Annotated in this window: 19 protein-coding genes; 9 read left to right on the top strand and 10 right to left on the bottom strand. The window is 60.8% G+C overall.

Translation table 11 applies throughout. The features are described 5' to 3' along the window. Nucleotides 1-80 precede the first annotated feature (80 nt). Both BLP65_RS14575 and BLP65_RS14570 read right to left on the bottom strand, forming a co-directional pair. Entirely contained in the window at nt 81-536 is a 456-nt protein-coding gene (locus BLP65_RS14575; RefSeq protein WP_092998687.1) for a DUF302 domain-containing protein, read from the bottom strand. Continuing rightward, entirely contained in the window at nt 533-1,576 is a 1,044-nt protein-coding gene (locus BLP65_RS14570) for a c-type cytochrome (RefSeq protein ID WP_092998685.1), read from the bottom strand. The genes BLP65_RS14575 and BLP65_RS14570 overlap by 4 nt, the downstream gene beginning before the upstream one ends. A 133-nt stretch (nt 1,577-1,709) precedes the next feature. On the opposite strand from BLP65_RS14570, the gene BLP65_RS14565 reads away from it, so the two are divergent. From BLP65_RS14565 to BLP65_RS14520, 9 genes are all read left to right on the top strand, one after another. After that, nucleotides 1,710-2,306: a DUF938 domain-containing protein gene (locus BLP65_RS14565; RefSeq protein ID WP_217632011.1), complete on the top strand. Its 597-nt coding sequence runs from the start codon at nt 1,710-1,712 to the stop codon at nt 2,304-2,306. Between the two features lie 569 nt (nt 2,307-2,875). Further along, nucleotides 2,876-4,123, top strand: a complete 1,248-nt coding sequence (gene lysA / locus BLP65_RS14555; protein WP_092998681.1) for a diaminopimelate decarboxylase — start codon at nt 2,876-2,878, stop codon at nt 4,121-4,123. Between the two features lie 298 nt (nt 4,124-4,421). Beyond that, the gene (locus tag BLP65_RS14550) at nt 4,422-5,081 is read left to right on the top strand and encodes a class I SAM-dependent methyltransferase (RefSeq protein WP_092998679.1); all 660 of its coding nucleotides are present in this window, start codon (nt 4,422-4,424) and stop codon (nt 5,079-5,081) included. Nucleotides 5,082-5,230: 149 nt separating this feature from the next. Next, a complete protein-coding gene (dapF, locus tag BLP65_RS14545; RefSeq protein WP_092998677.1) occupies nt 5,231-6,061 on the top strand; it encodes a diaminopimelate epimerase in 831 nt (276 codons plus the stop codon). Further along, nucleotides 6,058-6,750 carry a DUF484 family protein gene (locus BLP65_RS14540; RefSeq protein WP_092998675.1) on the top strand — a complete coding sequence of 231 codons (693 nt, stop codon included), beginning with the start codon at nt 6,058-6,060 and terminating at the stop codon, nt 6,748-6,750. Before dapF ends, BLP65_RS14540 begins: the two co-directional genes overlap by 4 nt. Then, nucleotides 6,750-7,655: a tyrosine recombinase XerC gene (gene xerC / locus BLP65_RS14535; protein ID WP_092998673.1), complete on the top strand. Its 906-nt coding sequence runs from the start codon at nt 6,750-6,752 to the stop codon at nt 7,653-7,655. Before BLP65_RS14540 ends, xerC begins: the two co-directional genes overlap by 1 nt. 354 nt (nt 7,656-8,009) lie before the next feature. Further along, nucleotides 8,010-8,645 (top strand): alpha/beta hydrolase, encoded by a 636-nt coding sequence (locus BLP65_RS14530; RefSeq protein WP_092998671.1) that lies wholly within the window; start codon nt 8,010-8,012, stop codon nt 8,643-8,645. Between the two features lie 70 nt (nt 8,646-8,715). Then, nucleotides 8,716-9,450, top strand: a complete 735-nt coding sequence (locus BLP65_RS14525; RefSeq protein ID WP_092998669.1) for a lipoprotein intramolecular transacylase Lit — start codon at nt 8,716-8,718, stop codon at nt 9,448-9,450. Between the two features lie 176 nt (nt 9,451-9,626). Beyond that, a complete protein-coding gene (locus BLP65_RS14520) occupies nt 9,627-10,220 on the top strand; it encodes a PEP-CTERM sorting domain-containing protein (protein ID WP_092998667.1) in 594 nt (197 codons plus the stop codon). A 101-nt stretch (nt 10,221-10,321) separates the two neighbouring features. On the opposite strand, the gene hemE is transcribed toward BLP65_RS14520, so the two are convergent. From hemE to BLP65_RS14480, 8 genes are all read right to left on the bottom strand, one after another. Then, on the bottom strand, nt 10,322-11,389 hold the full coding sequence (gene hemE, locus BLP65_RS14515) for a uroporphyrinogen decarboxylase (protein ID WP_092998665.1): 1,068 nt from the start codon (nt 11,387-11,389) through the stop codon (nt 10,322-10,324). Between the two features lie 289 nt (nt 11,390-11,678). Beyond that, complete coding sequence (locus BLP65_RS14510; protein ID WP_092998663.1) at nt 11,679-13,085, bottom strand: FAD-dependent oxidoreductase; 1,407 nt, start codon at nt 13,083-13,085, stop codon at nt 11,679-11,681. 149 nt (nt 13,086-13,234) lie between these two features. Beyond that, on the bottom strand, nt 13,235-17,770 hold the full coding sequence (gene gltB, locus BLP65_RS14505) for a glutamate synthase large subunit (protein ID WP_092998661.1): 4,536 nt from the start codon (nt 17,768-17,770) through the stop codon (nt 13,235-13,237). Between the two features lie 198 nt (nt 17,771-17,968). Next, nucleotides 17,969-18,220, bottom strand: a complete 252-nt coding sequence (locus tag BLP65_RS14500) for a WGR domain-containing protein (protein ID WP_092998659.1) — start codon at nt 18,218-18,220, stop codon at nt 17,969-17,971. A gap of 322 nt (nt 18,221-18,542) precedes the next feature. After that, nucleotides 18,543-19,697 carry a deoxyguanosinetriphosphate triphosphohydrolase gene (locus BLP65_RS14495; RefSeq protein WP_092998657.1) on the bottom strand — a complete coding sequence of 385 codons (1,155 nt, stop codon included), beginning with the start codon at nt 19,695-19,697 and terminating at the stop codon, nt 18,543-18,545. Beyond that, on the bottom strand, nt 19,694-20,782 hold the full coding sequence (gene aroB, locus BLP65_RS14490) for a 3-dehydroquinate synthase (RefSeq protein WP_092998655.1): 1,089 nt from the start codon (nt 20,780-20,782) through the stop codon (nt 19,694-19,696). The genes BLP65_RS14495 and aroB overlap by 4 nt, the downstream gene beginning before the upstream one ends. A 273-nt stretch (nt 20,783-21,055) precedes the next feature. Beyond that, on the bottom strand, nt 21,056-21,610 hold the full coding sequence (gene aroK, locus BLP65_RS14485; protein ID WP_092998653.1) for a shikimate kinase AroK: 555 nt from the start codon (nt 21,608-21,610) through the stop codon (nt 21,056-21,058). Nucleotides 21,611-21,623: 13 nt separating this feature from the next. Next, nucleotides 21,624-24,521, bottom strand: a complete 2,898-nt coding sequence (locus tag BLP65_RS14480) for an Ig-like domain-containing protein (protein ID WP_175452599.1) — start codon at nt 24,519-24,521, stop codon at nt 21,624-21,626. Between the last annotated feature and the right edge of the window lie 34 nt (nt 24,522-24,555).

Here is a 24,555-nt window from a genome sequence, read left to right as displayed (position 1 = left end):
TCAAAGCGGCGGCTTCACCACCCGCTAGTGTACTGTTGCATGCTTGGCGGAGGGGATTCGCCAGGCCCGCTTTCAGGCAGCTACTCCGCTCCCGAGATCTCATCGAGCATCGACTCCACGTCCGAACGCCACTGCTTAAAGATGGCATGCGCCTCCGGGTCGGCGACGAGCTTTCGGTAGAAGGAGGGATCCACGGTGGTCACCAACGTATCCCCCTCTTCCGCGAAGATGGTGATCTTTTGCGGAAGATAAGGGATCAGCTGCGGGTATTTCGCGGTCAATGAGCGGACCTGTTCGGGCTTTCCATAAAAGACGATGCGGTATTTGTCGGTCGCATAGCCGCTGGCCGTCAGTCCTATATCGACCCGTTGCACACGCGATACGCGGTATCCGTGGTCGCTGATAACGCCCTGCAGGGCCAGCATGGTTTCGGGGAAAGACTGCTGGGCGCGTACCATCAGCAGCGGCTGGGCGTTGACTACTCCCGCCAGGAACAGGCCAAGGAGCAGGAGAAGTGATGCGGTGTAGCGGTTCACAGGCTCGCCTCCTCCATGATCCCCAGATAGAGCTCGGACAGCTCCGTGCACGGCTCATTCAGGGCATTATTGTTAAAGAATTGCGACATGAACTTCGGGTTGATGGACATCAGTTTGACCGTGCCATCGTCCATCTCCACCACCGTGATCCGGCAGGGCATGAAGATACCGGCCCGCGGATCGAGCTTCATCGCCTCGTTAATCAGCTTGAAATTGCAGAAGTAGACGATGCGCTGGCGGGCATTCTCCTCCTCTTCGGAGAAGAGACCGTTTTCCAGATTCTGTTCGCGAATGATCCGGAAGTTGCGACCGAGAGCCGCCTGCTTGAGGTTCGCCACCGTGTCGTCGAAGGAGGAGAACGATTCGATGGACAGGTAGGGCTCTTCGCCCTCGTGCTGTCCCGAGGGCAGGGGGTCTTCCTCGAAGGAGCGAACGTAGGCCACCACATCGTTGATGTCCTGCTCCGAAAGTCCCTGCTTGAGAAACGACTCCATCGGGGTACCGTCGCGTCCTTGCATCAAAGTCGTTCGGATCATCTGATCGGTGGCTGCGTGCAGAAAGGCCGCGTTGTGCAAGGCGGGGGCAATCACCGGCAAGTCGCGTGGCCGCGAAAAGGTGACGCCGGTTCCCGCGCCGCCCTCACCGTTGGCCCCGTGACACTCGGCACAATGCTCGGCAAACAGTCGCTTGCCCCGTCCGATATCACCGACGACCGGTGTCGTATCATGTTCGGGCGTCGCGCTGCCTTCGGGCATCCAGGTACGGATGTAGTCGATAATTGCTCGCAACTGAATGTCGTCGAGGTTTTCAAAGGCGGGCATCACCCGGCCGGGACGCCCGTCGCGAATGGTCCTGGACAGATAAGTGTCGCTGACATTGGTCAGAAAATCCGGCAGCGCCAGCGGTACACCGACACCGCCGTTGCCATTATGCCCGTGGCAGGCGGCACAGTGACGTCCGTACAGGGCTTCGCCATCGGGCGCTGCAAAAACCGGTCCTGTAACCAGTAGTGCAAACAGCAGGGCCAGCAGGTGTTTCATCGTCCGCGTCCTTATCTGTAGGCCAGTCAAATTCGCTAATAGATTAGCATATGCTAATCATCTAACATTGATCTACATCATTAGGATTTCATCCATTGTGACCGAAGACCCACCAGGGTGTACAGGAGGGATCATGCCCAAGCCTTTTGCCGAATCCTGCGAGCAGAACAAAGCGCCGATCCTCGACGTGCTGCGCAGGGAATTCACCGACCCGGGACGTGTGCTCGAGATCGGCAGTGGTACCGGTCAGCATGCCGTGTGGTTCGCCCGCCATCTGCCGCATCTGGTTTGGCAGACGGCCGATCTCAGAGACAACCACCCCGGCATTCACGCCTGGCTCGTCGATGGCCCCGACAACGTACTGCCGCCTGTCGACCTGGATGCCTGCGGCGGCAACTGGCACGGGATGGAGGACTTCGATGCAGTGTTCTCGGCCAACACGATTCACATCATGGACTGGCCCTCGGTCGAATGCTTGTTCGCCGGGATCGGACAACTGCTGCCCGTCGGCGGCAAGTTCGCCCTTTACGGCCCGTTCAACTATGACGGGCGCTATACCAGCGAGAGCAATCGTCGCTTCGATGAATGGCTCAGGGAGCGTGACCCCGCCAGCGGGATCCGTGACGCCGAGGCAGTCGATGAGCTGGCAAACCGGGCCGGCCTGATACTCCGGAACGATTACGAGATGCCCGCCAACAACCGCACGCGGGTTTGGCGGAAATCCGGCTGATTGCCACCGCCTCCACCCGGACAACCGCACACTCAACAGGTGCGGCGCCGGAGAGCAGCTATAGGGCACTTCTATTAATCCAACGCGGATTCTGTTGGGTCCAAAATCGCCGAGGCCAAGGCGCGCTGCGCAGGCAAGGGTGGCTCCCTTGTCAAGCAGCGCAACGCCGGGATCGGCGATTTTGGGCCCAACCCTTCGGGCTCGGGACCGTTTTGCCCGCTGGGCTGCGTTACAGCTCGTTCATGTGAAGCAACCACACATCACTCGCTGCGCCTTGCCAGCGGACAAAACGGCCGCGAGCAGAACCGTGTTGGATTAATAGAAGTGCCCTATGGGCCTGCCAACCTGCCGCCGATTTGGTCACGTTCCATCGGCTCGGTTTATACTGGGCGGCTTGGATTAAGCCAAACCGGATTGAGGCCATTGTGATGCGGATTTGTTGGGCACAATACGCCCTGTGGGCGGTCATCGCACTGCTGGGCGTGTCGGCGATGCTTTCCTCGGGATGCGGGGCCAAAGGCCCGCTTCACCTCCCGGGAGAAGAACAGCAGGATCAGGGGAACTAGCGCGTGGATCATTTTGGATACCGTACCGGCCGGCTCTATGCGGAAGATGTCGACCTCAGCGAGGTTGCTGTCCGCTACGGCACGCCCGCCTATGTCTACTCCCGCGCGACTATCGAGCGCCACTGGCGGGCCTTTGATGCCGCCTTGGCGGGCGTAGAACACCTGGTGTGCTATGCCGTCAAGGCCAACTCCAACCTTGCCGTACTGGGGCTGATGGCACGCCTTGGCTCCGGCTTCGACATCGTCTCGGTGGGTGAACTGGAGCGCGTGCTGGCAGCAGGAGGCGATGCGTCAAAAGTGGTTTTCTCCGGCGTGGGCAAACGTGAGGAGGAGATGCGCCGGGCCCTGGAGGTGGGGATCCGCTGCTTCAACGTCGAGTCGGAACCGGAACTCGAGCACCTCAACCGGATTGCGGGTGCATTGGGCATGAAGGCGCCGGTTTCTCTGCGGGTCAATCCCGACGTGGACGCCGGCACGCATCCCTATATCTCCACCGGGCTTAAGGAAAACAAGTTCGGCATCGATATCCATCAGGCCGAGACCGTCTACGTTCGCGCTGCAGAGATGCCCCACATCGAAATATCCGGCATCGACTGCCATATCGGCTCGCAAATCACGGAAGTGACCCCCTTCATCGATGCGCTGGAGCGCGTACTCATCCTGGTGGATCGTCTCTATGAGCACGGTATTACCATCAACCACCTGGACCTGGGGGGCGGGCTGGGCATTACCTACCGGGATGAACAGCCGCCGCTGCCCGGAGATTATCTCGACCCACTGCTGAAGCGCCTCGCCGGCCGGGGTCTCGAAGTGCTGATCGAACCGGGACGGGCCATTATCGGCAATGCCGGCGTGCTATTGACCCGTATCGAGTACCTGAAGCATACCGAACACAAGGATTTCGCCATCGTCGATGCCGCCATGAATGACCTCATGCGTCCGGCCCTCTACAACGCCTGGCAGGCGATCATACCGGTGATCCCCCGGGGTGATATCCCGCCGCGCCTCTACGATATCGTCGGGCCGGTGTGCGAGACCGGGGACTTCCTGGGCAAAGAACGGGAGTTGGCACTGACGGAAGGTGATCTACTGGCGGTACGCTCGGCGGGGGCCTACGGCTTCACGATGAGTTCGAACTACAACACCCGGCCACGCCCCGTGGAGCTGATGGTGGACGGCGACACCGTCCACGAGATCCGCCCCAGGGAGCGCATTGAGGAGCTGTTCGCCCGCGAACGGCTACTTCCCTAAACTTCAAAACCATTCACCGCAAAGGCGCAAAGGGCGCAAAGTTTTTTCTGGGATCTATTGTAACTACTCACCCCCCTGACCCTCCCCACAGGGGGAGGGAATGGCCTACGCGAGTCTCGGAGACGCCGTTACGCCTCGTCACTCCCGGCTCTTAGGGTTCTGATAGGGTGAGCAATTACGATCTGTTTAGGGTGGGGTCAGCTGAAAAGGAGCCGAAAGCTGCTCAGAAACGATCCTTCAGCTCCTTTAAAAATTATCTTAGCGCTCTCGGCGCCTTTGCGGTTAGGCCCATAGTAAAATGGAAAGAGTCCCCGAACCTGAATTGATGGACGAAGCGGAGCAGGCGCGCGCCTATGCCGAAGCCGACTTCGAGGCTCCGCACGAGCGTTTCGTGGAGTTGCTGAACGACGCCTTCGGCAGCGAGGCTCTGCGCGGTTGCGTACTGGACCTCGGCTGCGGCCCGGCGGATATCACTATCCGGGTGGCCCGGCACCACCCGGCGTGCACATTGCACGGTGTGGACGGTGCCCCTGCCATGCTGCAGCTGGGGAAGGCGGCCATTGCCCGCTCCGGCCTGGAACAGCGCATCCGTCTCATCGAAGGTTATTTTCCGGGTGCCGACCTGCCCCGGAGGCACTACGATGCGGTGATCAGCAACAGTCTATTACACCATCTGGCCGATCCAATGGTACTTTGGGAGGCAATCGCCGTTCACGGCCAGCCCGGTGCACCGATATTCGTGATGGACCTGATGCGCCCCGCAAGCCGTGAACAGGCTCAACGCCTGGTGGACACGTATGCTTCCGGCGAACCGGAGGTCTTGCGGCACGATTTCTACCACTCGCTGCTGGCCGCCTACCGGCCCGAAGAAATAGAGCAGCAGGTGAAAACGGCGGGGCTGTCGCTTCAGGTCAGGGCGGTCGGTGACCGCCACCTGACCATCAGCGGGCGGCTATAAGCCCGAGCGAAAGGGAGGCAGGAAGCGGAGACCATGTTGAGACCAGGTTTTCTTCAGTGTTCTCCGTGGTTTAGGCTCTGTTCAACTCCGTGTACTCCGCGCCCCGTGGTACACTGTTCACCATGCGGGTTGCCCCGAAAAGGAGTGAAATGAGGCTCAATTTCAGCAAAATGCATGGACTTGGCAACGATTTTGTTGTTTTCGACGGAATCCGCCAGAGCGTTTCGCTCTCTGAGGAACAGGTGCGCTTCCTGGCCGACCGGCGTCTGGGCGTTGGCTGTGACCAGGTGCTGCTCGTAGAGTCCCCGCAGCGCCCCGGGCTCGACTTCCGCTACCGGATTTTCAACGCCGATGGCGGCGAGGTGCAGCAGTGTGGCAATGGCGCGCGCTGCTTCGCCCGCTTCGTCCGTGACAAGGGGCTGACGGAAAAGGACGCCATCGCGGTGGAAACCGCCTCGGGCGTCATTCACCTCCATGTTGAAGCCGATGGCCGGGTCCGGGTAAATATGGGCCGGCCGCGCTTCGAACCGGCGTCACTGCCGATGGCGGTGGAACAGGAACGGGAGCACTACCATCTCAGCGCAGGTGGGGAGGAGATTACTCTGGGCGCGGTATCCATGGGCAATCCCCATGCAGTCTTGCTGGTCGGTGATATCGACAGGGCTCCGGTTGAAGCGCTGGGCCGCGAGCTGGAATCCCATCCGCTATTTCCCGAACGGGTTAACGTCGGTTTCATGCAGGTCGTCGACAGGCACCATGTCCGGCTGCGTGTATTCGAGCGCGGTGCCGGCGAAACCCGGGCCTGCGGCACCGGCGCCTGTGCTGCCGTGGCGGTAGGCCGGCGCTGGGACCTGTTGGATGAACAAGTGGATGTGGAGTTGCCGGGCGGCTCGCTGACCATCCGCTGGCCGGGTCCGGGGCAGTCGTTGTGGATGACCGGCCCTGCGGCCCACGTATTCGAAGGCGAGATCGAACTATGAAGGAATCGAGCACCCCGAAGGCGAAGGCGGAATCGAGCGAGGAGAGCGTCGCTGCCTACCTCGAAGTCCACCCGGAGTTTTTCGAGGGCCGCGAAAAGCTACTCGAAAAACTCCATATCCCCCACGCCACCGGCGGCGCCGTATCCCTGGTCGAGCGCCAGGTACAGCACCTCCGGGAGCGCAATAACGAGCTTCAGCGGCACCTCCAGCACCTCGCCCGCGCCGCACGCAACAATGAACTGCTGCTGGAACAGCTGCAGGTGCTGATTCTCCAGCTGATCACCAGCGAAAACATCGACGAGGCCCTGGCCGTACTGGAAAAAGGCCTGCGCGAAGACTTTCACGCCGACTTTGTCGCTCTGCGGCTGTTCGGCGATTGGGACCGACCGGAGGCCATCGAACCAACGGCCCCCGAACTCGCCTCGTTTGCGCGAACCATGGACCGCAAGCAACCGGTCTGTGGATATATCACTCCCGAACAGAAGCAGTTTCTGTTCGGAGGCGCGGCAACCAAAGTGACCTCATCGATCCTGCTGCCGCTTTGTGAATCCCGGCACGATGCCTGCCTGGGGCTGCTCGGCATCGGCAGCATCGATCCCAAGCGCTTCCACCCGGAAATGGGCACCGTGTTTGTTTCCCACCTGGGTGCGGTGGCCACGCGCATTCTCCGTGCCCACCTGGCGGTCTGATGATTGAAGCAGAACTGGCGCAGGTCGATGCCTTTCTTCAGCATCTGCGCCTGGAACGCCGCCTCTCCCCCCACACCACTGCGAATTATGCCCGCGACCTGAGTCGACTCGTGCTCTTCTGCAACGAAGCGGGAATCGACGAATGGAGCCAGGTGGATGTGCATCGGGTCCGCGCCTTTGTTGCTTGGCGCCACCGGCACGGCGCCGGGGGCCGCACCCAGCAACGGGAGCTTTCCGCCCTGCGGGGCTTTTTCCGCTATCTGATCCGGGAAGGCTTCGCCACCCAGAATCCCGGCGCGGATATCCCGGCCCCGAAGAGCGACAAGCGCCTGCCCAAGGCCCTCAATGTCGACCAGATGGAGCAGCTCCTGACCATCACCGGCGACGATGCGCTGGCGGTGCGGGATCAGGCCATGCTGGAGTTGATGTACTCCTCGGGGCTACGTCTGGCGGAAATGGTCGGACTGGATACGAGCGATCTGGATCGGCATGATGCAGTGGTGCGGGTAACCGGGAAAGGCGCCAAGACCCGAGTGGTACCGGTAGGCCGGAAAGCACTGGAGGCGATAGCACTGTGGCTGCGCCGCCGAGGTGAACTGGCGGACCTGGAAGAGACGGCGCTATTCGTGGGAAAGGGCGGCAAACGCCTCTCGGGACGCGCGGTACAGCTGCGTTTCCGTGAGCACGCCCGGCGGCAAGGGCTTGAGGTGCCGGTGCATCCCCACATGCTGCGCCACTCTTTTGCCAGCCACATCCTCGAGTCTTCGGGGGACCTGCGTGCCGTGCAGGAGCTGCTCGGGCACGCCGACATCAGCACTACGCAGGTCTACACCCATCTGGACTTCCAGCACCTGGCAAGCGTCTATGACCAGGCCCACCCGCGCGCCAGGCGACGCAAGCGTTAGCTGACCCGTAGTTTCCGCTGTCTCCTGCGTCCTTATCTTCATCTCCGACGGAAGAGATTCCCCGTACCTCATGGGGTGCATTCTTCAAATGCACCGTTTTCGGCGATGGTCAGAGACGGCGCATTTGGTTGTGCCCCGGACGATCAGAATGCGCCCCTACGGGGACCATTCGATGGGGGTCGGAGACGGCGCATTTGGATGTGCCTCGGGTCTAGGATTGGTGCCAGCTTGAGATCTGGCGGTTTTATTAGAGTGATGGTGACGCGTCAGAATGCGCCCTACGGTGCGCGTGTGTCGCTGTATCACCGTCAGGCTCCTAGACTGCAGGGAGGGATTTCATCGGCGGGAAACAGGATGACGGACTACCGACGCGTTCATCTCGAGTTACTGGATGACGGCCATATCGAGGGTCGCCTCTACCCGGCCCCCGGAGCGCAGGCGGCGGTGATCTGGGTTGGCGGGATTGGCGGAGGTTGGGACACCCCGGCTCGCGGTCTCTATCCAACCCTCGCCACCGAACTGACTGATAACGGCATCGCCTCGCTTCGACTCAAGTTCCGCAATCCGCGCGAGATGGAGATGGGTATCGAGGATGTACTGGCAGCGGTGAGTTACCTCTACCACGAAGGGTTCAGCCGCCTGGCACTAGTGGGGCACTCGCTGGGGGGTGCTGTGGTGATAAGGGCCGCCGCCGAAGCCACCGAGCCGGTCACTACCGTGGTAACGCTCGCCAGTCAGAGCCGGGGTGCCGAACCTGTGGTCGGCCGTCTGGGACCGGAGTGCTCGCTGCTGCTCTTGCACGGCGATGCCGATAAAGTGCTGTCCAGCGAAGCTTCGATGGCGCTGTTCCGCAATGCGCAGGAACCGAAAACGCTGCGTATCTATCCGGGAGCCGGCCACGTACTGGATGAGGTCGCCGAGGAGGTCCACGGCGAAGTGAAACGCTGGCTTCTTGCGGCACTCGCCGGTCGGGAGGGGCGCAGTCCCTGATCGCGAGCCCGTCCTGTATTTTCGGGGGCCCGTCGGTATAGGATCAGCCGATGACACAGGGCTCCTCTTAATGACCTTTGCAACCGACCTTGCCCGACGCTTTTCAGTCGCCGTGCTGCAAACACTCTTTATTGTCTCTCTGGCAGTGACAGCGGCCGGGTTGGCGTGGAGCAGCCTGCGGGTCGTTGATTTCGGCTACCCCTGGCTTTACGAGACACTCACTATCGAGCAGCACATCGAGCAATGGGCTGCGCGGAATCGGTACCGACCGGGTTTCGAAGCCACCATCCGCGAGGAACACCTGGCGATCTTCAGCGCCATTAGCACCGCGGTACACCAACAGGGAGAAGGGCTGGATACGATCCGCTATCGGGATCACCAGGACAATACCCACCCGTTTCTCCGCACTCCGGAGCGGGTCCACCTGCAGTCCGTCGCTCGCCTGATCGACAGGTTCTACCGTGCCGTTTACCTCGCAGTGGCCCTCCTTGTGGTCGGTGCCGTGCTCCTGCGCCAGTCCGGAACGTCGGTCCCCCGCCTCTCCCGTGTGCTGATCGGGACCCTCGTTTTCACGGCCGTGGCCACCCTGCTGGTCATCGGCATCGGTCCCACGAAGCTGTTCTATGCCGCCCACCAGTGGATTTTTCCAGCGGGGGAGCAGTGGTACTTCACCTATCAGGAGTCTCTCATGACCACCCTGATGAAGGCACCCGACCTGTTCGGTGGTATCGCTCTCCTTCTCGCCGCTGCCATGCTGTTTTACTTCGGCGTACTGTTCACCGTTGCACGGGTCTTGAATCGCTGATATCGAAAAGGCTGGCGATGTCACGGAGTCGCCGGCTTCCCTTGCCCGCGGATCTACCGCTTTCCCGCAGTCGGGAGTAGGGATTGACTGTATATCGGACGGCCTATCCAGCTTATAGACTGTCGTTAGTCGCACTACTGCGGCTGGTTATACACGTGCTAAAAAGGAGAAATTGCATGAAGACAAAGGGAATTTGGCACCTTACCGGAACCGTGGCGGCGCTAACGCTGGCATCCGGTGCCAATGCAGCTGCCATTGTCGACTTACAGGTCGAAGGGGGTGGCACTCAACAGGTCTATCAACTCAGCAATGGTAACTATCTCGGCCTATGGGGCTTCGATGCCAGAAATATCGCCAGCGACGTCAACATTACCGGCGCCGCCGATATCACCGGGGGCTTTGCATCCGGGGGCGACACTATCAAGGAGTACTATAACGGCCCCAACCCCGTGAACGACGGAGCCCACGAATTCGACAAGCTGTCGTACGATTTCACGGTAGGAAAGGGCGAGCGGTGGTTCGATTCTCTATGGGTCGAATGGTCGGGAGGCAACCTGGTGTACCAGTTCGGTGACGGCACCCGCACCATGTCCACCATGCCCTCAACGCCGACGCTGGAATCCCGATTGTGGGCCGATGGAGGGGGAAACGGGGTCTCCGTCTCCGAACCCGGCAGCCTGGCCCTGCTTGTCGCGGGCTTCGCCGGACTGGGCCTGCTGCACCGCCGGCGCAAGGATAGTGGAGAATCACCGATCGCTGCACCGGCCTGAGGCCTCAACGCCGGGCCGGCGGAAAGGCGCCGGCCCGGCGCCCGGGGCTGTCAGCCACGATCGACATGGACTCGAGGAGGGGTTTTTCGAAGCTACGGGCGTCAGCCCTGGTGATATTTGGCCGACAGTTCGTGAACCGCTTCGACGAAAACGGCCGCATGGTCGGGCTCGGCATGTTGGTGGATGCCGTGGCCAAGATTGAAGACGTGACCCTCCCCGGGCCCGAAACTCTCCAAAATCACCTCCACCTCCTTGCGGATACGCTCGGGTGAGGCGTAGAGCACGGACGGGTCCATATTGCCCTGCAGCGCCACCTGATCGCCCACGCGGCGACGAGCCTCGCCGATATCAGTGGTCCAGTCCAGGCCAACGGCGTCGCAACCGGTCGCGGCGATATCCTCGAGCCACTGGCCACCCCCTTTGGTGAAGAGGATAACCGGGACCTTCCTGCCTTCCGACTCCTGGGTGAGGCCTTCGACAATGCGTTTCATGTAACGCAGCGAGAATTCCTGATAGTCGCGCGGCGTGAGAACACCGCCCCAGGTGTCGAAGATCTGCAGCGCCTGGGCACCGGCCGCCACCTGGGCGTTGAGATAGGAGATCACCGAATCGGCGGTCTTCTCGAGGAGCCGGTGCATCAGGTCCGGTCGGTCGTACATCATACCCTTGACGCGGGCATAGTCCTTGGTGGAGCCGCCCTCGACCATGTAGGTGGCCAGTGTCCACGGGCTGCCGGAGAAACCGATAAGCGGCACGCGACCATTCAGCTCACGACGAATCACCCGCACCGCATCCATGACATAGCGCAGCGAATCCTCGGGGTCCGGCACCGGCAGCTGGTTGACGTCCGCCTCACTGCGGATTGGCCGTTCGAATTTGGGACCCTCGCCAGTCTCGAAATAGAGGCCGAGGCCCATGGCGTCCGGAATAGTGAGGATGTCCGAGAACAGGATCGCCGCGTCCAACGGGAAACGCTCCAGCGGCTGAAGGGTCACCTCACAGGCCAACTCCGGATTCGTGCAGAGGTCCAGAAAACTGCCCGCCTTCTCCCGAATCGCCCGATACTCCGGCAGATAACGCCCCGCCTGGCGCATCATCCACACCGGCGTCACATCCACCGGTTGACGGGCCAGGGCACGCAGAAAACGATCGTTTTTCAGTTCAGACATAAAAGGGCCATTAACCGCAAAGAGCGCCAAGGTGCGCAAAGGATTTAATTGGTTTACTCCGCTCGTCCCGGAGAAAACCGATACTTATCGAATCATGCACTCTTCAGACATAAAGGGCCATTAACCGCAAAGAGCGCCAAGATACGCAAAGGACTTGATTGTTTACTCCGCTCCCGGAGAAAACAGACACTTATCGAATCCGCACTCCCGATTATGGTTGCCGCCAAGTGTGGCACGCCATCCGTAGGATCAGCCTTTGCGTTCTTCGCGTCCTTAATGGTTAATCTTTTTAAACTTCAAGATAATCCAGGATCCCTTCGGCGGCCTTGCGGCCTTCCCAGATGGCGGTGACCACGAGATCGGAGCCACGGACCATGTCGCCGCCGGCAAAGATCTTTTCATTGCTGGTCTGTTTTTTGTAGTCCTGCTGCTCGGCAGCCTTGACCCGGCCGCTTTCGTCCACTTCGATGCCGGCACCCTGGAACCATGACGCCGGGCTCGGGCGAAACCCGAATGCGATGATGACGCGATCGGCGGGGATCACCTCTTCGGAACCGGGCACCGGTTCAGGCCGGCGGCGGCCGCGTTCGTCGGGTGCACCCAGCTGTGTGGAAACCACCTTGACGCCTTCCACCTTGCCTTCGCCGACGATCTCTACCGGCTGACGATTGTACTGGAATTTCACACCCTCTTCCTTGGCGTTGGCCACCTCACGCTTGGAGCCCGGCATGTTGGCTTCGTCACGACGATAGGCACAGGTGACGCTCTTCGCGCCCTGCCGAATCGAGGTGCGGTTGCAGTCCATGGCGGTATCGCCGCCGCCGAGTACCACCACACGCTGATCCTTCATGGAGACGAACGTCTCATCTTCATCCAGCATGTTGAGACAGTTTTTTACGTTGGAAACCAGAAACGGCAGGGCTTCATGGACACCGGGCAGGTCTTCCCCGAGGAAGCCACCCTTCATGAAGGTATAGGTGCCCATACCCAGAAAGACCGCGTCATACTCGTCCACCAGCTCCTGAAATGCGATGTCCTTGCCGATTTCCGTATTCAGCCGGAACTCCACGCCCATCCCTTCAAAGACCTCGCGACGGCGGGTCATGATGGTTTTTTCCAGCTTGAATTCGGGAATACCGAAGGTGAGCAGGCCGCCAATCTCCGGATTACGGTCGAAGACGACCGGTTTGACCCCATTGCGCACCAGCACGTCGGCGCAGCCAAGCCCTGCAGGACCGGCACCGATTACCGCCACTCTCTTGCCGGTTTCGCTGACCTGGGAGAGGTCCGGACGCCAGCCCATGGCGAACGCAGTGTCGGTAATGTAACGCTCCACGGCGCCGATAGTGACCGCGCCGAAGCCGTCATTCAGTGTGCAAGCCCCTTCACAGAGACGATCCTGGGGGCAGACGCGCCCGCACACCTCAGGCAGCGTATTGGTGGCATGAGAGAGCTCCGCCGCCTGCGTGATGTTGCCCTCTTCCACCAGCTGCAGCCAGTGCGGGATATAGTTGTGAACCGGGCACTTCCAGGCACAGTAGGGATTACCGCATGACAGGCAGCGATCCGACTGCTGAGCGGACGACGCCTGGTCGAACTGCCCGTAGATCTCCCGGTATTCCTTGACCCGTACCTCCGCCGACTTTTTCTCGGGGTCGGAACGCGGTACCTGAATGAACTGAAAATTATTGCCCATCGTTCAGTCTCGGTTTGGAACCACAGAGGACACAGAGAACACAGAAAAACCAAGGGTTGGATATCTCGTCTGAGCTGCCGAAAACCCGTCCCGTTTTTCTCTTTGGAAAAAACTCTCTGTGCCCTCTGCGTCCTCTGTGGATAAAGCTGTTAGGCCGCCCGCTCGAGGGTGTCCAGCAGGGTGGCGATTTCGGAGGCCTTGGGTTTGACCAGCCAGAACTTTTCCACGTAATCGGAGAAGTTCTCCAGGATCTCTCTGCCCCAGGCGCTACCGGTTTCCGCCACGAACTCCTCGATCTGCGACTGGAGAAACTCCCGGGGGCCTTCCATCTCCTCGCTGCCGATGCGATGGATATCGATCAGTTCGTGGTTGTAGCGGTCCACGAAGCTGTTATCCCGATCCAGTACGAAAGCGAAGCCGCCGGTCATGCCGGCACCGAAGTTGACGCCGGTGTCACCGAGAACGGTGACCACACCACCGGTCATGTACTCGCAGCCGTGATCGCCTATCCCTTCGACGACAGTATGCGCCCCGGAGTTGCGAACGGCGAACCGTTCACCGGCCAGACCGGCCGCAAGCAACTTGCCGCCGGTTGCACCATAGAGACACGTGTTGCCGATGATGGTGGTCTCATTGGACTGGAAGCGGCTGCCTTTTGGCGGATGGATCACCAGTTTCCCGCCGGTCATACCCTTGCCTACGTAGTCGTTGGCGTCGCCCTCGAGATGCATGTGCAGGCCACCGGCGTTCCACACCCCGAAAGACTGCCCGGCGGTGCCGGTCAGTCGCAGGACCAGGGGGCTCTCCGCCATGCCCTGGTTGCCGTGGCGCCGGGCGATCTCGCCCGAGAGGCGGGCACCGATTGAACGGTTGACGTTCTTGACGCGATAGCTGAACTCGCCGCCCGTCCTGCCCTCGATGGCGGGCAACGCGTCCTTTACCATCTGCTCGGCCAGCTCGGCACGGTCGAACGGTTCGTTCCTGGGCGCCACACAGTAACGCGGCTGGTCGGTGGAAACGCCGCCATCGGACAGTACCGGACGGAGGTCCAGCCGTTTTTGCCTGGGCGTCACACCCTCCAGTATCTCCAGCAGGTCGGTACGGCCGATGAGGTCGGTGAGCGTACGGCAACCCAGCCGGGCCAGCAGCTGGCGCACCTCTTCGGCAATGAAGCCGAAATAGTTGGTGACCATTTCCACTTCACCGACGTAGTGCTGCTCGCGCAGGGTCTTGTCCTGGGTTGCAATACCGGTGGCGCAGTTGTTGAGATGACAGATGCGCAGGTACTTGCAGCCGATGGCCACCATCGGCCCGGTACCAAAGCCGAACGATTCGGCACCGAGTATGGCCGCCTTGATCACATCCAGGCCGGTCTTCAGGCCGCCATCGGTCTGCACCCGGACCTTGTCGCGCAGATTGTTGGCACGCAGGATCTGGTGGGTCTCCGACAGGCCCAGCTCCCAGGGGGAACCGGCGTACTTGACCGAGGTGAGCGGACTGGCGCCGGTACCGCCATCATAACCGGAGATGGTGATGAGATCGGCATAGGCCTTGGCGACACCGGCGGCGATGGTGCCAACGCCAGCCTCCGCCACCAGCTTCACCGAGACCATGGCGTCCGGATTGACCTGTTTGAGATCGAAGATCAGCTGCGCCAGATCCTCGATGGAGTAGATGTCGTGGTGCGGCGGCGGCGAAATCAGCGCCACCCCGGGATTCGAGTAACGCAGGCGCGCGATCAGCTCGTTCACCTTGTGACCCGGCAACTGGCCGCCCTCGCCCGGCTTGGCGCCCTGAGCCACCTTGATCTGCAAGACCTCGGCATTGACCAGGTAGTGCGGGGTGACACCGAAGCGGCCGGAGGCGATCTGCTTGATCTTGGAAACCTTGTCGGTGCCGAAACGGACCGGGTCCTCACCACCTTCGCCGGAGTTGGAGCGGCCGCCGAGACGATTCATGGCCCGCGCCAGGGTCTCGTGGGCTTCGGGTGACAGGGCCCCCAGCGACATCGCCGCGGAGTCGAAGCGGCGCACGATCTCGGAGACGGGCTCTACCTCGTCCAGCGCAATCGGCTCAATGTCGTCGCGTAACCGGAACATGTCCCGCATGCAGGCAATCGGACGCTTGTTCACCAGATCGGCGTAGATCTGATAGTCGGCGTAGTCGCCGGAGCGCACGGCCTTGTGCAGCGTCTGGATCACATCCGGGTTGTAGGCGTGATACTCGCCATCGTGCCAGTACTTGAGCAGCCCGCCATGCTGAATGGTCTTGCGGGGGTTCCACGCTTCCTTGGCCAACAACTGCTGATCGGCTTCCAAATCGGCGAAGTTGGTCCCCTGAATGCGGTTGGTGGTGCCCTTGAAGCAGAGATCCACCACCTCATCCGAGAGGCCCACCGACTCGAACAGCTGCGCACCGCGATAGCTGGCGATGGTGGAGATACCCATCTTCGAGATGATCTTGTAGAGGCCCTTGTTGATGCCCTTGCGGTAGGCCTCGGAGAGCTTGACCGGATCCATCCCTTTGAGCTCTTCGGTACGGACCATTTCGTGCAGCGTCTCGAAGGCGAGATAGGGATAGACGCAAGTGGCACCATAGCCGATCAGTACCGCGCTGTGGTGCGAGTCGCGTGCAGTACCGGTTTCGACCACGATGTTGGCATCACACCGCCGTCCCTCGGCCGTCAGCCGGTGGTGGACGGCGCCGGTGGCGAGCAGAGCGTGGATGGTCGACTTGCCTTTCTCGATGGGTCGGTCGGTGAGCACGAGAACGGTCTTGCCATTCTCGACGGCCTGGAGGGCCTTATCGGTGACCGCCTCGATGGCCGACTTGAGATCGAGGCCCTCGCTATAGTTCAGATCGATGATTTCGTGCCGGTATTCACCGCCATCGGTGGCCAGCAGCTTCTGGAACTTGGCGCGGGAGAGGATCGGCGAATCCACCAACAGACGCCCGGCATGCTCCGGGGTCTCCTCGAACATGTTCTTCTCGCGGCCCAGACAAGTCTCCAGTGACATCACAATCTGCTCGCGGAGCGGATCGATAGGCGGGTTGGTGACCTGGGCAAACTGCTGGCGGAAATAGTCGTATAGCGAGCGCACCCGGGTGGAGAGCACCGGCATGGGGGTATCGTCACCCATGGAACCGACCGGCTCCTGGCCGGCCTCCGCCAGCGGGCGCAGTACCGCCTCACGCTCCTCGAAGGTCACCTGGAACATCTTCTGATAGATCTTGACCCGATCCTCATCCAGGTCGGCCACGCCATCGGCCTGCTTGTCCAGCTTCGACTCCAGACGACGGACATGCTCGCGCATCCACTGCTTGTAGGGCTGGCGCGACTTGAGCATGCCATCCACGTCGGTGGGCAGCAGCAGCCTGCCCGTGTCGGTATCGGCGGCAAGCATCTGACCCGGCTTCAGGCGCCCCTTGGCCAGCACATCGGCCGGCTCGTAATCGAACACGCCGATCTCGGAGGCCAGTGTAATCACACAGCCGGTGTAATCGCCGGACGCGGGATCGCCCGCCTTGTCCGTCCTGGTGATCACCCAGCGCGCCGGGCGCAGGCCGTTGCGGTCCAGTGTGCAGGCGGCGTAGCGGCCGTCGGTGAGCACGATACCGGCCGGGCCGTCCCAGGCCTCCATGTGCATGGAGTTGTATTCGTAGAAGGCGCGCAGATCGGCATCCATGTGCTCGATGTTCTGCCAGGCGGGCGGCACCAGCAGGCGCATGGCACGGAAGATGTCCATCCCGCCGGCAAGGAGCGCCTCGAGCATATTGTCGAGACTGTTGGAGTCGGACCCGTCCATGGAGACCAGCGGGCGCACCGCCTCCATGTCCGGGATCAGCGGCGTCTCGAATTTCGCTGCACGGGCCACCGACCAGTTGCGGTTGCCCTGCACGGTATTGATCTCGCCGTTGTGAGCCAGATGGCGGAACGGCTGTGCCAGACGCCATTCAGGCAGGGTGTTGGTCGAGAAGCGCTGGTGGAAGACACAGATGGTCGAGGCCATGCGCTCATCGTTCAGGTCCTTGTAGAACACCGGCAGGTAGGCCGGCATCACCAGACCCTTGTAGGAGAGCACCTGCGAGGAGAGGCTGGGAATGTAAAAGGCCTCATCCTCCGCACCTACCGCCTTTTCGGCCTGACGGCGGGCGATGAACAGCCGCCGCTCGAAGGTTTCCCCGTCCATGCCTTCGGGGGCATTGACGAACACCTGCTCGATATCGGGCAGCGACTCCAGCGCCTCGGGCCCGCAGGCCTCCGGATCGACCGGTACCACACGCCAGCCGGCGACGGCGAGCTCCTGCGCCTGCAGGGCAGCGTCGATCCGCGCCCTGGCGGCATCACGCTGCACTGTGTCGCGGCTCAGGAATACCATGCCGACGGCATAGTCGGCCGCCAACCGGAAGCCGGAATCGGCCGCAACGGCGCGCAGAAAGCCATCGGGCTTTTTCAGCAGAAGGCCGCAGCCATCACCCGATTTGCCGTCCGCCGCAACCGCACCACGGTGCGTCATGCGCGAGAGGGCATCGATGGCGGTGTTCACCAGCCAATGACTGGCGTCACCATCCATGTGGGCAATCAGGCCGAAGCCGCAGTTGTCTCTTTCGAATGAGGGGCGATAGAGCCCCTTCGAGCTATTGGCTGCCTGGTTCACGATCGTTTCCGGCGTTGTTCTTTGCATGGCTCCGAGGGATGCCGTGTAGCGTAGGCAAAATGGCCAAGCAGTATACTGCCGGCCATGAAACTCTTCAAATGGGTGAATGCCTACTGGCGTCCCCGGCGATAAATTCAGAAGGTAGCGCTTTTGTGGGTGGGTGTCCCGGCCGCTGGCGTATGCACCGCAAAGCGGACCCCGCACAGCCGCCACACGACAACCTCGTCACTTGGGCTGTTCGCCCTGCTGGAACATGACCCGGTAGCCTCGACCGAGCTGATTGTCGCGGTGCTTCAACAATGCATCCTCGGCACTGTCATAGGAGACGAAGTGGTCGCGTTTGATGCGCCCGGGCGAACCCTGGAATCCCCACTCTCTCATCAGCGTCCAGCCTTCCAGCAGATCCTCCTGGAGAAACAGGTGGTAATAGCGCGGCGGGCGCTCGTCGGAAACCGGTGTCTGCAGATAAATACGCATGGAAACCTGGAAACTAGGTGCCTAGCCGCTTTCAACCTGGATTTCGCGCCCGCTGCACCCGAGCACCTCGGGATGGCTGACGCGCCAAAGGCCACAGCCTTATCCGGTAGACCCGGTTATCGGCGGGAGAATGGCGCAGTATGCCGCCAGGGCCCGCCCGCTGTCCAGGAACCGAGGGCCTGGTGGTCCATGCGGGAAATAGCGTCCAACACGCTCCGTTGGTGACATACCGAGATACCTGTAGGAGCGGCGGAAGCCGCGATTCGGCGTCTCGCGACTTCCGTCGCTCCTACATGCAGGGACACCAATTTGGAACACGTATTCAGGTCAGTTCCGGGGGACTGAACAGTTTACGGTGCTCGGCGAGGGCGAAGCGGTCGGTCATGCCGGCGATGTAATCGGCGACCACCCGGGCGCGGCCGGGGAGGCCCTGTTCGATCTCGAGGCGGCTTACGACGGCCTGATAGGGGGGCGGCAGCAGGCGGACATCCTCCAGGAATGCGGCAAACAGCTCGCGCATCACCCGCTGCGCCTTGACCATCATGCGGTGCACCCGATAGTGGCGATACAGGTTGTGATACAGAAAGCGCTTCAGCTCCTGATGCCGCTGGTGCATGCCGTCACTGAAACGGATAAGCGGCTGGCTCTCGCCACGAACGGCGTCGATATCGGCAGGGTTGGCCCGGCTCAGTCTGAGCTTGCTGCTCTCCACCAGGTCCACTACCTGGCGACCGATCATCCGCCGCACGATTTCGTACACCAGACGTCTGCCGGGCAGATCCGGGTAGGCGGCGATCACCGCCTCGTACTCTTCACGGAAGAAGGTCGTCTCGCACAGCTGCTCCACGCTAATCAGACCCGCCCGCAGTCCGTCATCAACGTCGTGGTTGTTATAGGCGATACCGTCGGCCACATTGGCGATTTGCGCCTCAAGGCTCGGCTGGCCGCCAGTCAGGAAGCGTTCACCCACCTCACCGAGTGCTTTAGCCCGGCTCTTCGGACAGTGCTTGAGGATCCCCTCGCGGGTTTCGAAGGTAAGATTGAGTCCATTGAACTCGGCGTAACGCTCTTCCAGTTCGTCCACCACCCGCAGCGACTGCAGGTTGTGCTCAAAGCCGCCGTACCCGGTCATGCACTCGTTGAGGGTGTCCTGTCCGGCATGGCCGAACGGCGTATGACCCACATCGTGAGCGAGGCTGACCGACTCGACCAGTGCCTCATTGAGCCCCAGAGCGCGGGCGACGGTACGGCCGATCTGCGCCACCTCGATGGAGTGGGTCAGGCGGGTCCGAAACATGTCGCCTTCGTGGTTGATAAAGACCTGGGTCTTGTACTCCAGGCGGCGAAAGGCCGAGGAGTGAATGATGCGATCCCGATCGCGCTGGAATTCCGTCCGGTACTGGGGCGGCGACTCCGGGATGCGGCGCCCCCGGGAGCGCTCGTCACTGGCGGCATAGGGGGCAAGCGTGTCGGTCATGCGGCCCGCGCGTGGTGCGCCTCGATAACAGCACGGATATCGGCGGGATCGAAGCGGTCGGTGACCACGGATTGACCGAGCCCCTCCATCAGGACCAGCCGCAGTTTGCCCCCGATCACCTTTTTATCCACTGCCATCAACTCCAGGAATCGATCGGCGCTCAGTTCCGCGGGAGCCTGTACCGGCAACCCGGCGCGCGCGATCAGCGCGCGGGCCCTCTCCACATCCGCAGAGCCGATCCAGCCCAGTCTCTCCGAGAGCTCGGCAGCGAGCACCATTCCCGTGGCAACCGCTTCACCGTGCAGCCAGCGCCCGTAGCCCATGCCGGTCTCGATGGCATGGCCGAAGGTGTGGCCCAGATTCAGAAGGGCGCGACTGCCCGCCTCCCGTTCATCCTTTGCCACGACCACCGCCTTGTCGGCACAGGAGCGCTCGATGGCAAAGGCCAGGGCCTGCGGATCCCGTCCGGTCAGGGCTGCCATGTGCTCTTCGAGCCAGGCGAGGAATTCCGGGTCGTTGATCAGCCCGTATTTGATCACCTCGGCGATACCGGCTGCCAGCTGCCGGCTATCCAGCGTCTGGAGCGTGGCGGTATCGGCCAGTACGCAGCGGGGCTGATGGAAGGCACCGATCATGTTCTTGCCGAGCGGGTGGTTGACGCCGGTCTTGCCGCCCACCGAGGAGTCCACCTGTGACAGCAGGGTGGTCGGGATCTGGATGAAATCGACCCCGCGCTGGTAACAGGCCGCGGCAAAGCCGGTGATGTCGCCCACCACACCCCCGCCGAGCGCCACCAGCGTGCAGCGACGGTCGAAACGGCGCTCCAGCAGGGCATCGAAGATCCGGTTCCACGTCTCAAGGGTCTTGTACTGTTCGCCGTCGGGCAGCACCACATGCCCGGTCTCGAATGCGGCGAAGGCCTGAAGCGTCTTTTCCAGGTAGAGCGGCCCGACGGTCTCGTTGGTTACCACCATCACCTGGCTGCCACGCACATGAGGAGACACCAGCTCGGGGCGGCCAAGGAGATCGGTACCGATATAGATGGGGTAGCTGCGCTCCCCCAGATCGACATGCAGGGTCTTCATGGGAATGGTTTCGACATCAGGGGCTTTGATTGTACCGGATCAGAGTAGGGAGTGGGGAGTGGGGAGTGGGGAGTGGGGAGTGGGGAGTGGGGAGTGGGGAGTGGGGAGTGGGGAGTGGGGAGTGGCAATGGGGGAGGGGAAGTGGGAGCGAGCGGCTATTAACGAAATCACTGCTTCATGTTTTTGAATGGTCGAACGACGCACAAAAAATGAAATCTTCAGGAAACAGGGATTCGTTCCCCGTGCGCCCCGTGGTTATCGATATCCGGCGGCCTACTTCGCCTGGCGCTCCTTTTCCATGTGCCGGTAACGGGCGACGATCTCTTTCACCACGCTGCGGACCGAGCGTTCGTCGGTATAGATCACGGCGTCGGCTACCTCCCGGTAGAGGGGGTCTCGTTCGGCCATCAATGCCTCCAGCTTGGCGCGGGGGTTATCGGTCTGCAGAAGCGGCCGGTTGCGATCGCGGCGGGTCCGGCGCAGCAACTGATCAATCGATCCGAACAGGTAAAAGACCGTCCCGCGCCCGGACAGATGCGCCCGGTTCTCCGGCTTCAGGACCGCACCGCCGCCGGTGGCCAGCACCAGATTCTTCTCGGCGCTCAGTGCATCGATCACGTCCTGCTCTCGCCGGCGAAAGCCCTCTTCTCCTTCAATCTCGAAGATCAACGGGATCCGTGCGCCGGTACGACGCACGATCTCGTGATCGCTGTCCTTGAAGGATTTCCCCAGGACCTCGGCCAGCTGACGACCAATCGTGGTCTTGCCGGCCCCCATGGGGCCGACAAGGAACAGGTTGCCTCTATCAAAGGCCGTGTCCTGGCTCATTCGAAAACCACAGCTACTCGACGTAGTTAACGGTCACGGTTACCGAGTTACTGGTTCCGCTCCAGAATTGGACTTCTGCCGTGTCCCCTTTATTAAAAACCGTTCCACTCACGGAGAGTGTTCCGGCACATGCGCCGGAGCCATCGGTACGGGTATTACAGCCCGTGGCCGTCACGGCGAAGTCGTTGTCCTGCCAAACTTCACCTTCACCCTCGCAGTCCTTGCGGCTCTCCTGGATGAGGTCACTACACTGGCCTTCACCCCTTTCGACCGAACTCACCACCGCAGCAATGGGCATTCCCGGTAGCGCAACGCCTTGGCCGTCTGTTGAATTATCAGTAAGCTCAAGTCCGATTTGGTAATCACCAGCACCGAAGACGCTTATTGTCGTCGGTGTCGCTGTGAGTTCCACTGGAGCAATTGCGGAAAAGCACCCACCGGTGGAGATTGTGGTCGCGCTGTTGTCACGGGAAGCGGCGAGCACATAGACATCACCGGAATTGTCAGGAGGGTTCCGATCATCAGCTACCGCGAGGCCACAACCGGTCAATATCGTGTTCGCGTCCGCTGGGTATAGAAGGTAATACGTAATCGTCCCATCGACCGTTGTGGCGGTGCCGCGAGTCTCGTCGCCAGTTTGTGCATTGACTCCCTTGATTTCTCCACCCAGAAGGGCCGCACCAATGATGTAATCCAGGTTGGTTTGGTTAGCATTGAGGTAGTCACTCTGAACATCGGTCAGTGTATTGCTGATGCTACGTACATGGCGGCTCTTGTCTTCTGCTCGCGCGTTCAGAAGGAGCGCCCTGTCACCCGCCTGCACAAACCGGTCGGTATCGTTACGAGTAATAGAAGCCGTATCGAACCCGACCGATGTGCCATCGGTCAGTTGCGGTGAAACATCGTAGAGTTGATTGGGTGTCGTCGTGTTTGCTGTTCGGACTTCACCACCATTGCCTTCGACAATGACACTGTCGACGACACCCAGATTGATGGTAGTCCCATCCGGGACGGGATTGCCGTAGCGATCAGTTACTGTCGCTCGGCCAATTCGTTTATAGATCCCACCCAAATCTTCAACAGCATCCCGGATCGGCCAGGTCATGGCGATCGTATGAGCTGGACCAGAAGCAATGGAGATCTGCGGAACGAGGGCAATCACACCAGGAGAAAGGGCACTGCCGCTGGAATCCAATGCCTCGATTTGAATTTCGACAGTCCCGGGCAAGGTTCCGGACTGCAACCCGAACGCAGCTTCTCCGCCTTCCGTGCGAACCGATATCGGAGTCGAATTCGATGTGGTCGTGACCATATCGTCAGCGTTGCGCCCGATTAGATACTCCCCCCCATTGGGATGAGTAACAAAGCCGATACGAAGATTATTCACTCCATCATCGGCATCGGCAATTCGATTACCTGCACTATCGGTCACAACGACTGTCATCGTTGTGCCTGCTACCTCTCCGACGCCAGCGACATAAATCTCTTGGCTTTCTGCGGAAACTTCGATATTAGCGGGCTCTCCGGTGGAGGTCGTACCGGCAGAAACAGTACCGGTTATCCCCGCGTACTCAGCGATGGAAAGGTTGATCAAGGTCGTCGACTCGGGCGCCTGCAGTTCAAAAACGGCCCGTCCCGAGGTGGTGGTTGTGGGATTAGTTGTCGTAATCTCGCCAGCGCTTGCCGACAGCGTGACACTGGTTCCGTTGGCCACCAAATTACCTTGGGAATCGGCTAACACCGCCGTAACAGTCGTGACAGTAGTGCCATCTGCCGGAATCGTATTGGGCGAAGCTATAAGAGACGAGTTCGACGGATCCGGTTCGCCGGGGACAAACGCCACTTGCACCGCAGGGTTGAACCCACCATACGCGGCGGAAACTGTAGCATTCCCCGCATCTACCGGTGCCTGCAAGTACAGCTCGGCTATTCCATTTGAATCAGTCGTTGCCGAATTTGCACCGTTATTATTTAAGTCAACTAGTGTTCCAGCTGATGTGGAAAACTGCACAGTAGCACCAGAAATGCCATTGCCATTGTGGTCGACGACCGTAGCACGAAGCAGGGTTGTTTTATCTCCGTCGGCCACGATCGAATCATCACCGGAGATCAGGGTTACATCGCCGATGATCGCCGCGGTGTCAGTGACCGTCACCGATTGCGTGTTTTGCACCTCGTTGATCACACTCACCTCGAGTACACGATCACCAGTGCTACCCAATACATTCAGTGTCGTATTCAGGACACCATCATCGCCTGTTTCCTCTTCAAGGCTATTGATGACGGTATCCGGATCAGCCGGGTCGTAGAGCAGTAACGAAACCCTGGTGTTGCTAATCCGATTGTCGTGGGCGTCGTTGACAGCAGCCGAGATGGAAAGATCTCCCCAGGGGGCAAGAATAGTAGGGCTGACTGAAAGTAGAATTTCATCCGGGGCGCCCGGTTCGAAGGAAACTTCTGTGTCACCGGTGAAGCCACCGGCGTCGGCAATGACTTTCGCAGTACCCGTATTGGTAGAAGAAACCAGTGTCACCTCTGCATAGCCATCAGTGTCTGTGGTCGTTGATGAGGCCGAAAGAGTTCCTGCCGTAGTCGTGAAGTTTACGGTAAGGCCGTAAATTGGAATGCCGCCGGTATCCAGTATCCGAGCACGGATGGTGGTAGCGCTTGTACCATCCGCCACGATTGAGCCGGCGCCGGGTGCCACCGCGACAGAGTCAATTCGACCGGATGAGGAGGAGGAATCTTCACCGTCCGAGAGGTCGGTTTTGTCGTCGTCCCCCGTGATTTCATCGGTTACGCTGTCTTCTTGTTCGCCCGAGCCGAAGACAGCCCCGCCGTCACCACCCCCGCAAGCCACCAGCGAAGCAAACACAACAGCCAGAAACAGACGAACCAGTCCACTATTCATTGTTATTACCCTTTTCCCCAACGGCAGCTTCCTA

The organism is Thiohalomonas denitrificans, assembly GCF_900102855.1.
Lineage (GTDB): Bacteria > Pseudomonadota > Gammaproteobacteria > Thiohalomonadales > Thiohalomonadaceae > Thiohalomonas > Thiohalomonas denitrificans.
Note: the sequence above shows the minus strand (reverse complement) of the source record. Positions and strands in the feature narration are given on the sequence as shown.

Excerpts from the sequence above, each read along its gene's own strand:
- BLP65_RS14570 (WP_092998685.1), bottom strand. The coding sequence starts at position 1,576 with ATGAAACACCTGCTGGCCCTGCTGTTTGCACTACTGGTTACAGGACCG.
- BLP65_RS14565 (WP_217632011.1), top strand. The coding sequence starts at position 1,710 with ATGCCCAAGCCTTTTGCCGAATCCTGCGAGCAGAACAAAGCGCCGATC.
- BLP65_RS14550 (WP_092998679.1), top strand. The coding sequence starts at position 4,422 with ATGGAAAGAGTCCCCGAACCTGAATTGATGGACGAAGCGGAGCAGGCG.
- dapF (WP_092998677.1), top strand. The coding sequence starts at position 5,231 with ATGAGGCTCAATTTCAGCAAAATGCATGGACTTGGCAACGATTTTGTT.
- BLP65_RS14540 (WP_092998675.1), top strand. The coding sequence starts at position 6,058 with ATGAAGGAATCGAGCACCCCGAAGGCGAAGGCGGAATCGAGCGAGGAG.
- xerC (WP_092998673.1), top strand. The coding sequence starts at position 6,750 with ATGATTGAAGCAGAACTGGCGCAGGTCGATGCCTTTCTTCAGCATCTG.
- BLP65_RS14530 (WP_092998671.1), top strand. The coding sequence starts at position 8,010 with ATGACGGACTACCGACGCGTTCATCTCGAGTTACTGGATGACGGCCAT.
- BLP65_RS14525 (WP_092998669.1), top strand. The coding sequence starts at position 8,716 with ATGACCTTTGCAACCGACCTTGCCCGACGCTTTTCAGTCGCCGTGCTG.
- BLP65_RS14520 (WP_092998667.1), top strand. The coding sequence starts at position 9,627 with ATGAAGACAAAGGGAATTTGGCACCTTACCGGAACCGTGGCGGCGCTA.
- hemE (WP_092998665.1), bottom strand. The coding sequence starts at position 11,389 with ATGTCTGAACTGAAAAACGATCGTTTTCTGCGTGCCCTGGCCCGTCAA.
- BLP65_RS14510 (WP_092998663.1), bottom strand. The coding sequence starts at position 13,085 with ATGGGCAATAATTTTCAGTTCATTCAGGTACCGCGTTCCGACCCCGAG.
- gltB (WP_092998661.1), bottom strand. The coding sequence starts at position 17,770 with ATGCAAAGAACAACGCCGGAAACGATCGTGAACCAGGCAGCCAATAGC.
- BLP65_RS14500 (WP_092998659.1), bottom strand. The coding sequence starts at position 18,220 with ATGCGTATTTATCTGCAGACACCGGTTTCCGACGAGCGCCCGCCGCGC.
- BLP65_RS14495 (WP_092998657.1), bottom strand. The coding sequence starts at position 19,697 with ATGACCGACACGCTTGCCCCCTATGCCGCCAGTGACGAGCGCTCCCGG.
- aroB (WP_092998655.1), bottom strand. The coding sequence starts at position 20,782 with ATGAAGACCCTGCATGTCGATCTGGGGGAGCGCAGCTACCCCATCTAT.
- aroK (WP_092998653.1), bottom strand. The coding sequence starts at position 21,610 with ATGAGCCAGGACACGGCCTTTGATAGAGGCAACCTGTTCCTTGTCGGC.
- BLP65_RS14480 (WP_175452599.1), bottom strand. The coding sequence starts at position 24,521 with ATGAATAGTGGACTGGTTCGTCTGTTTCTGGCTGTTGTGTTTGCTTCG.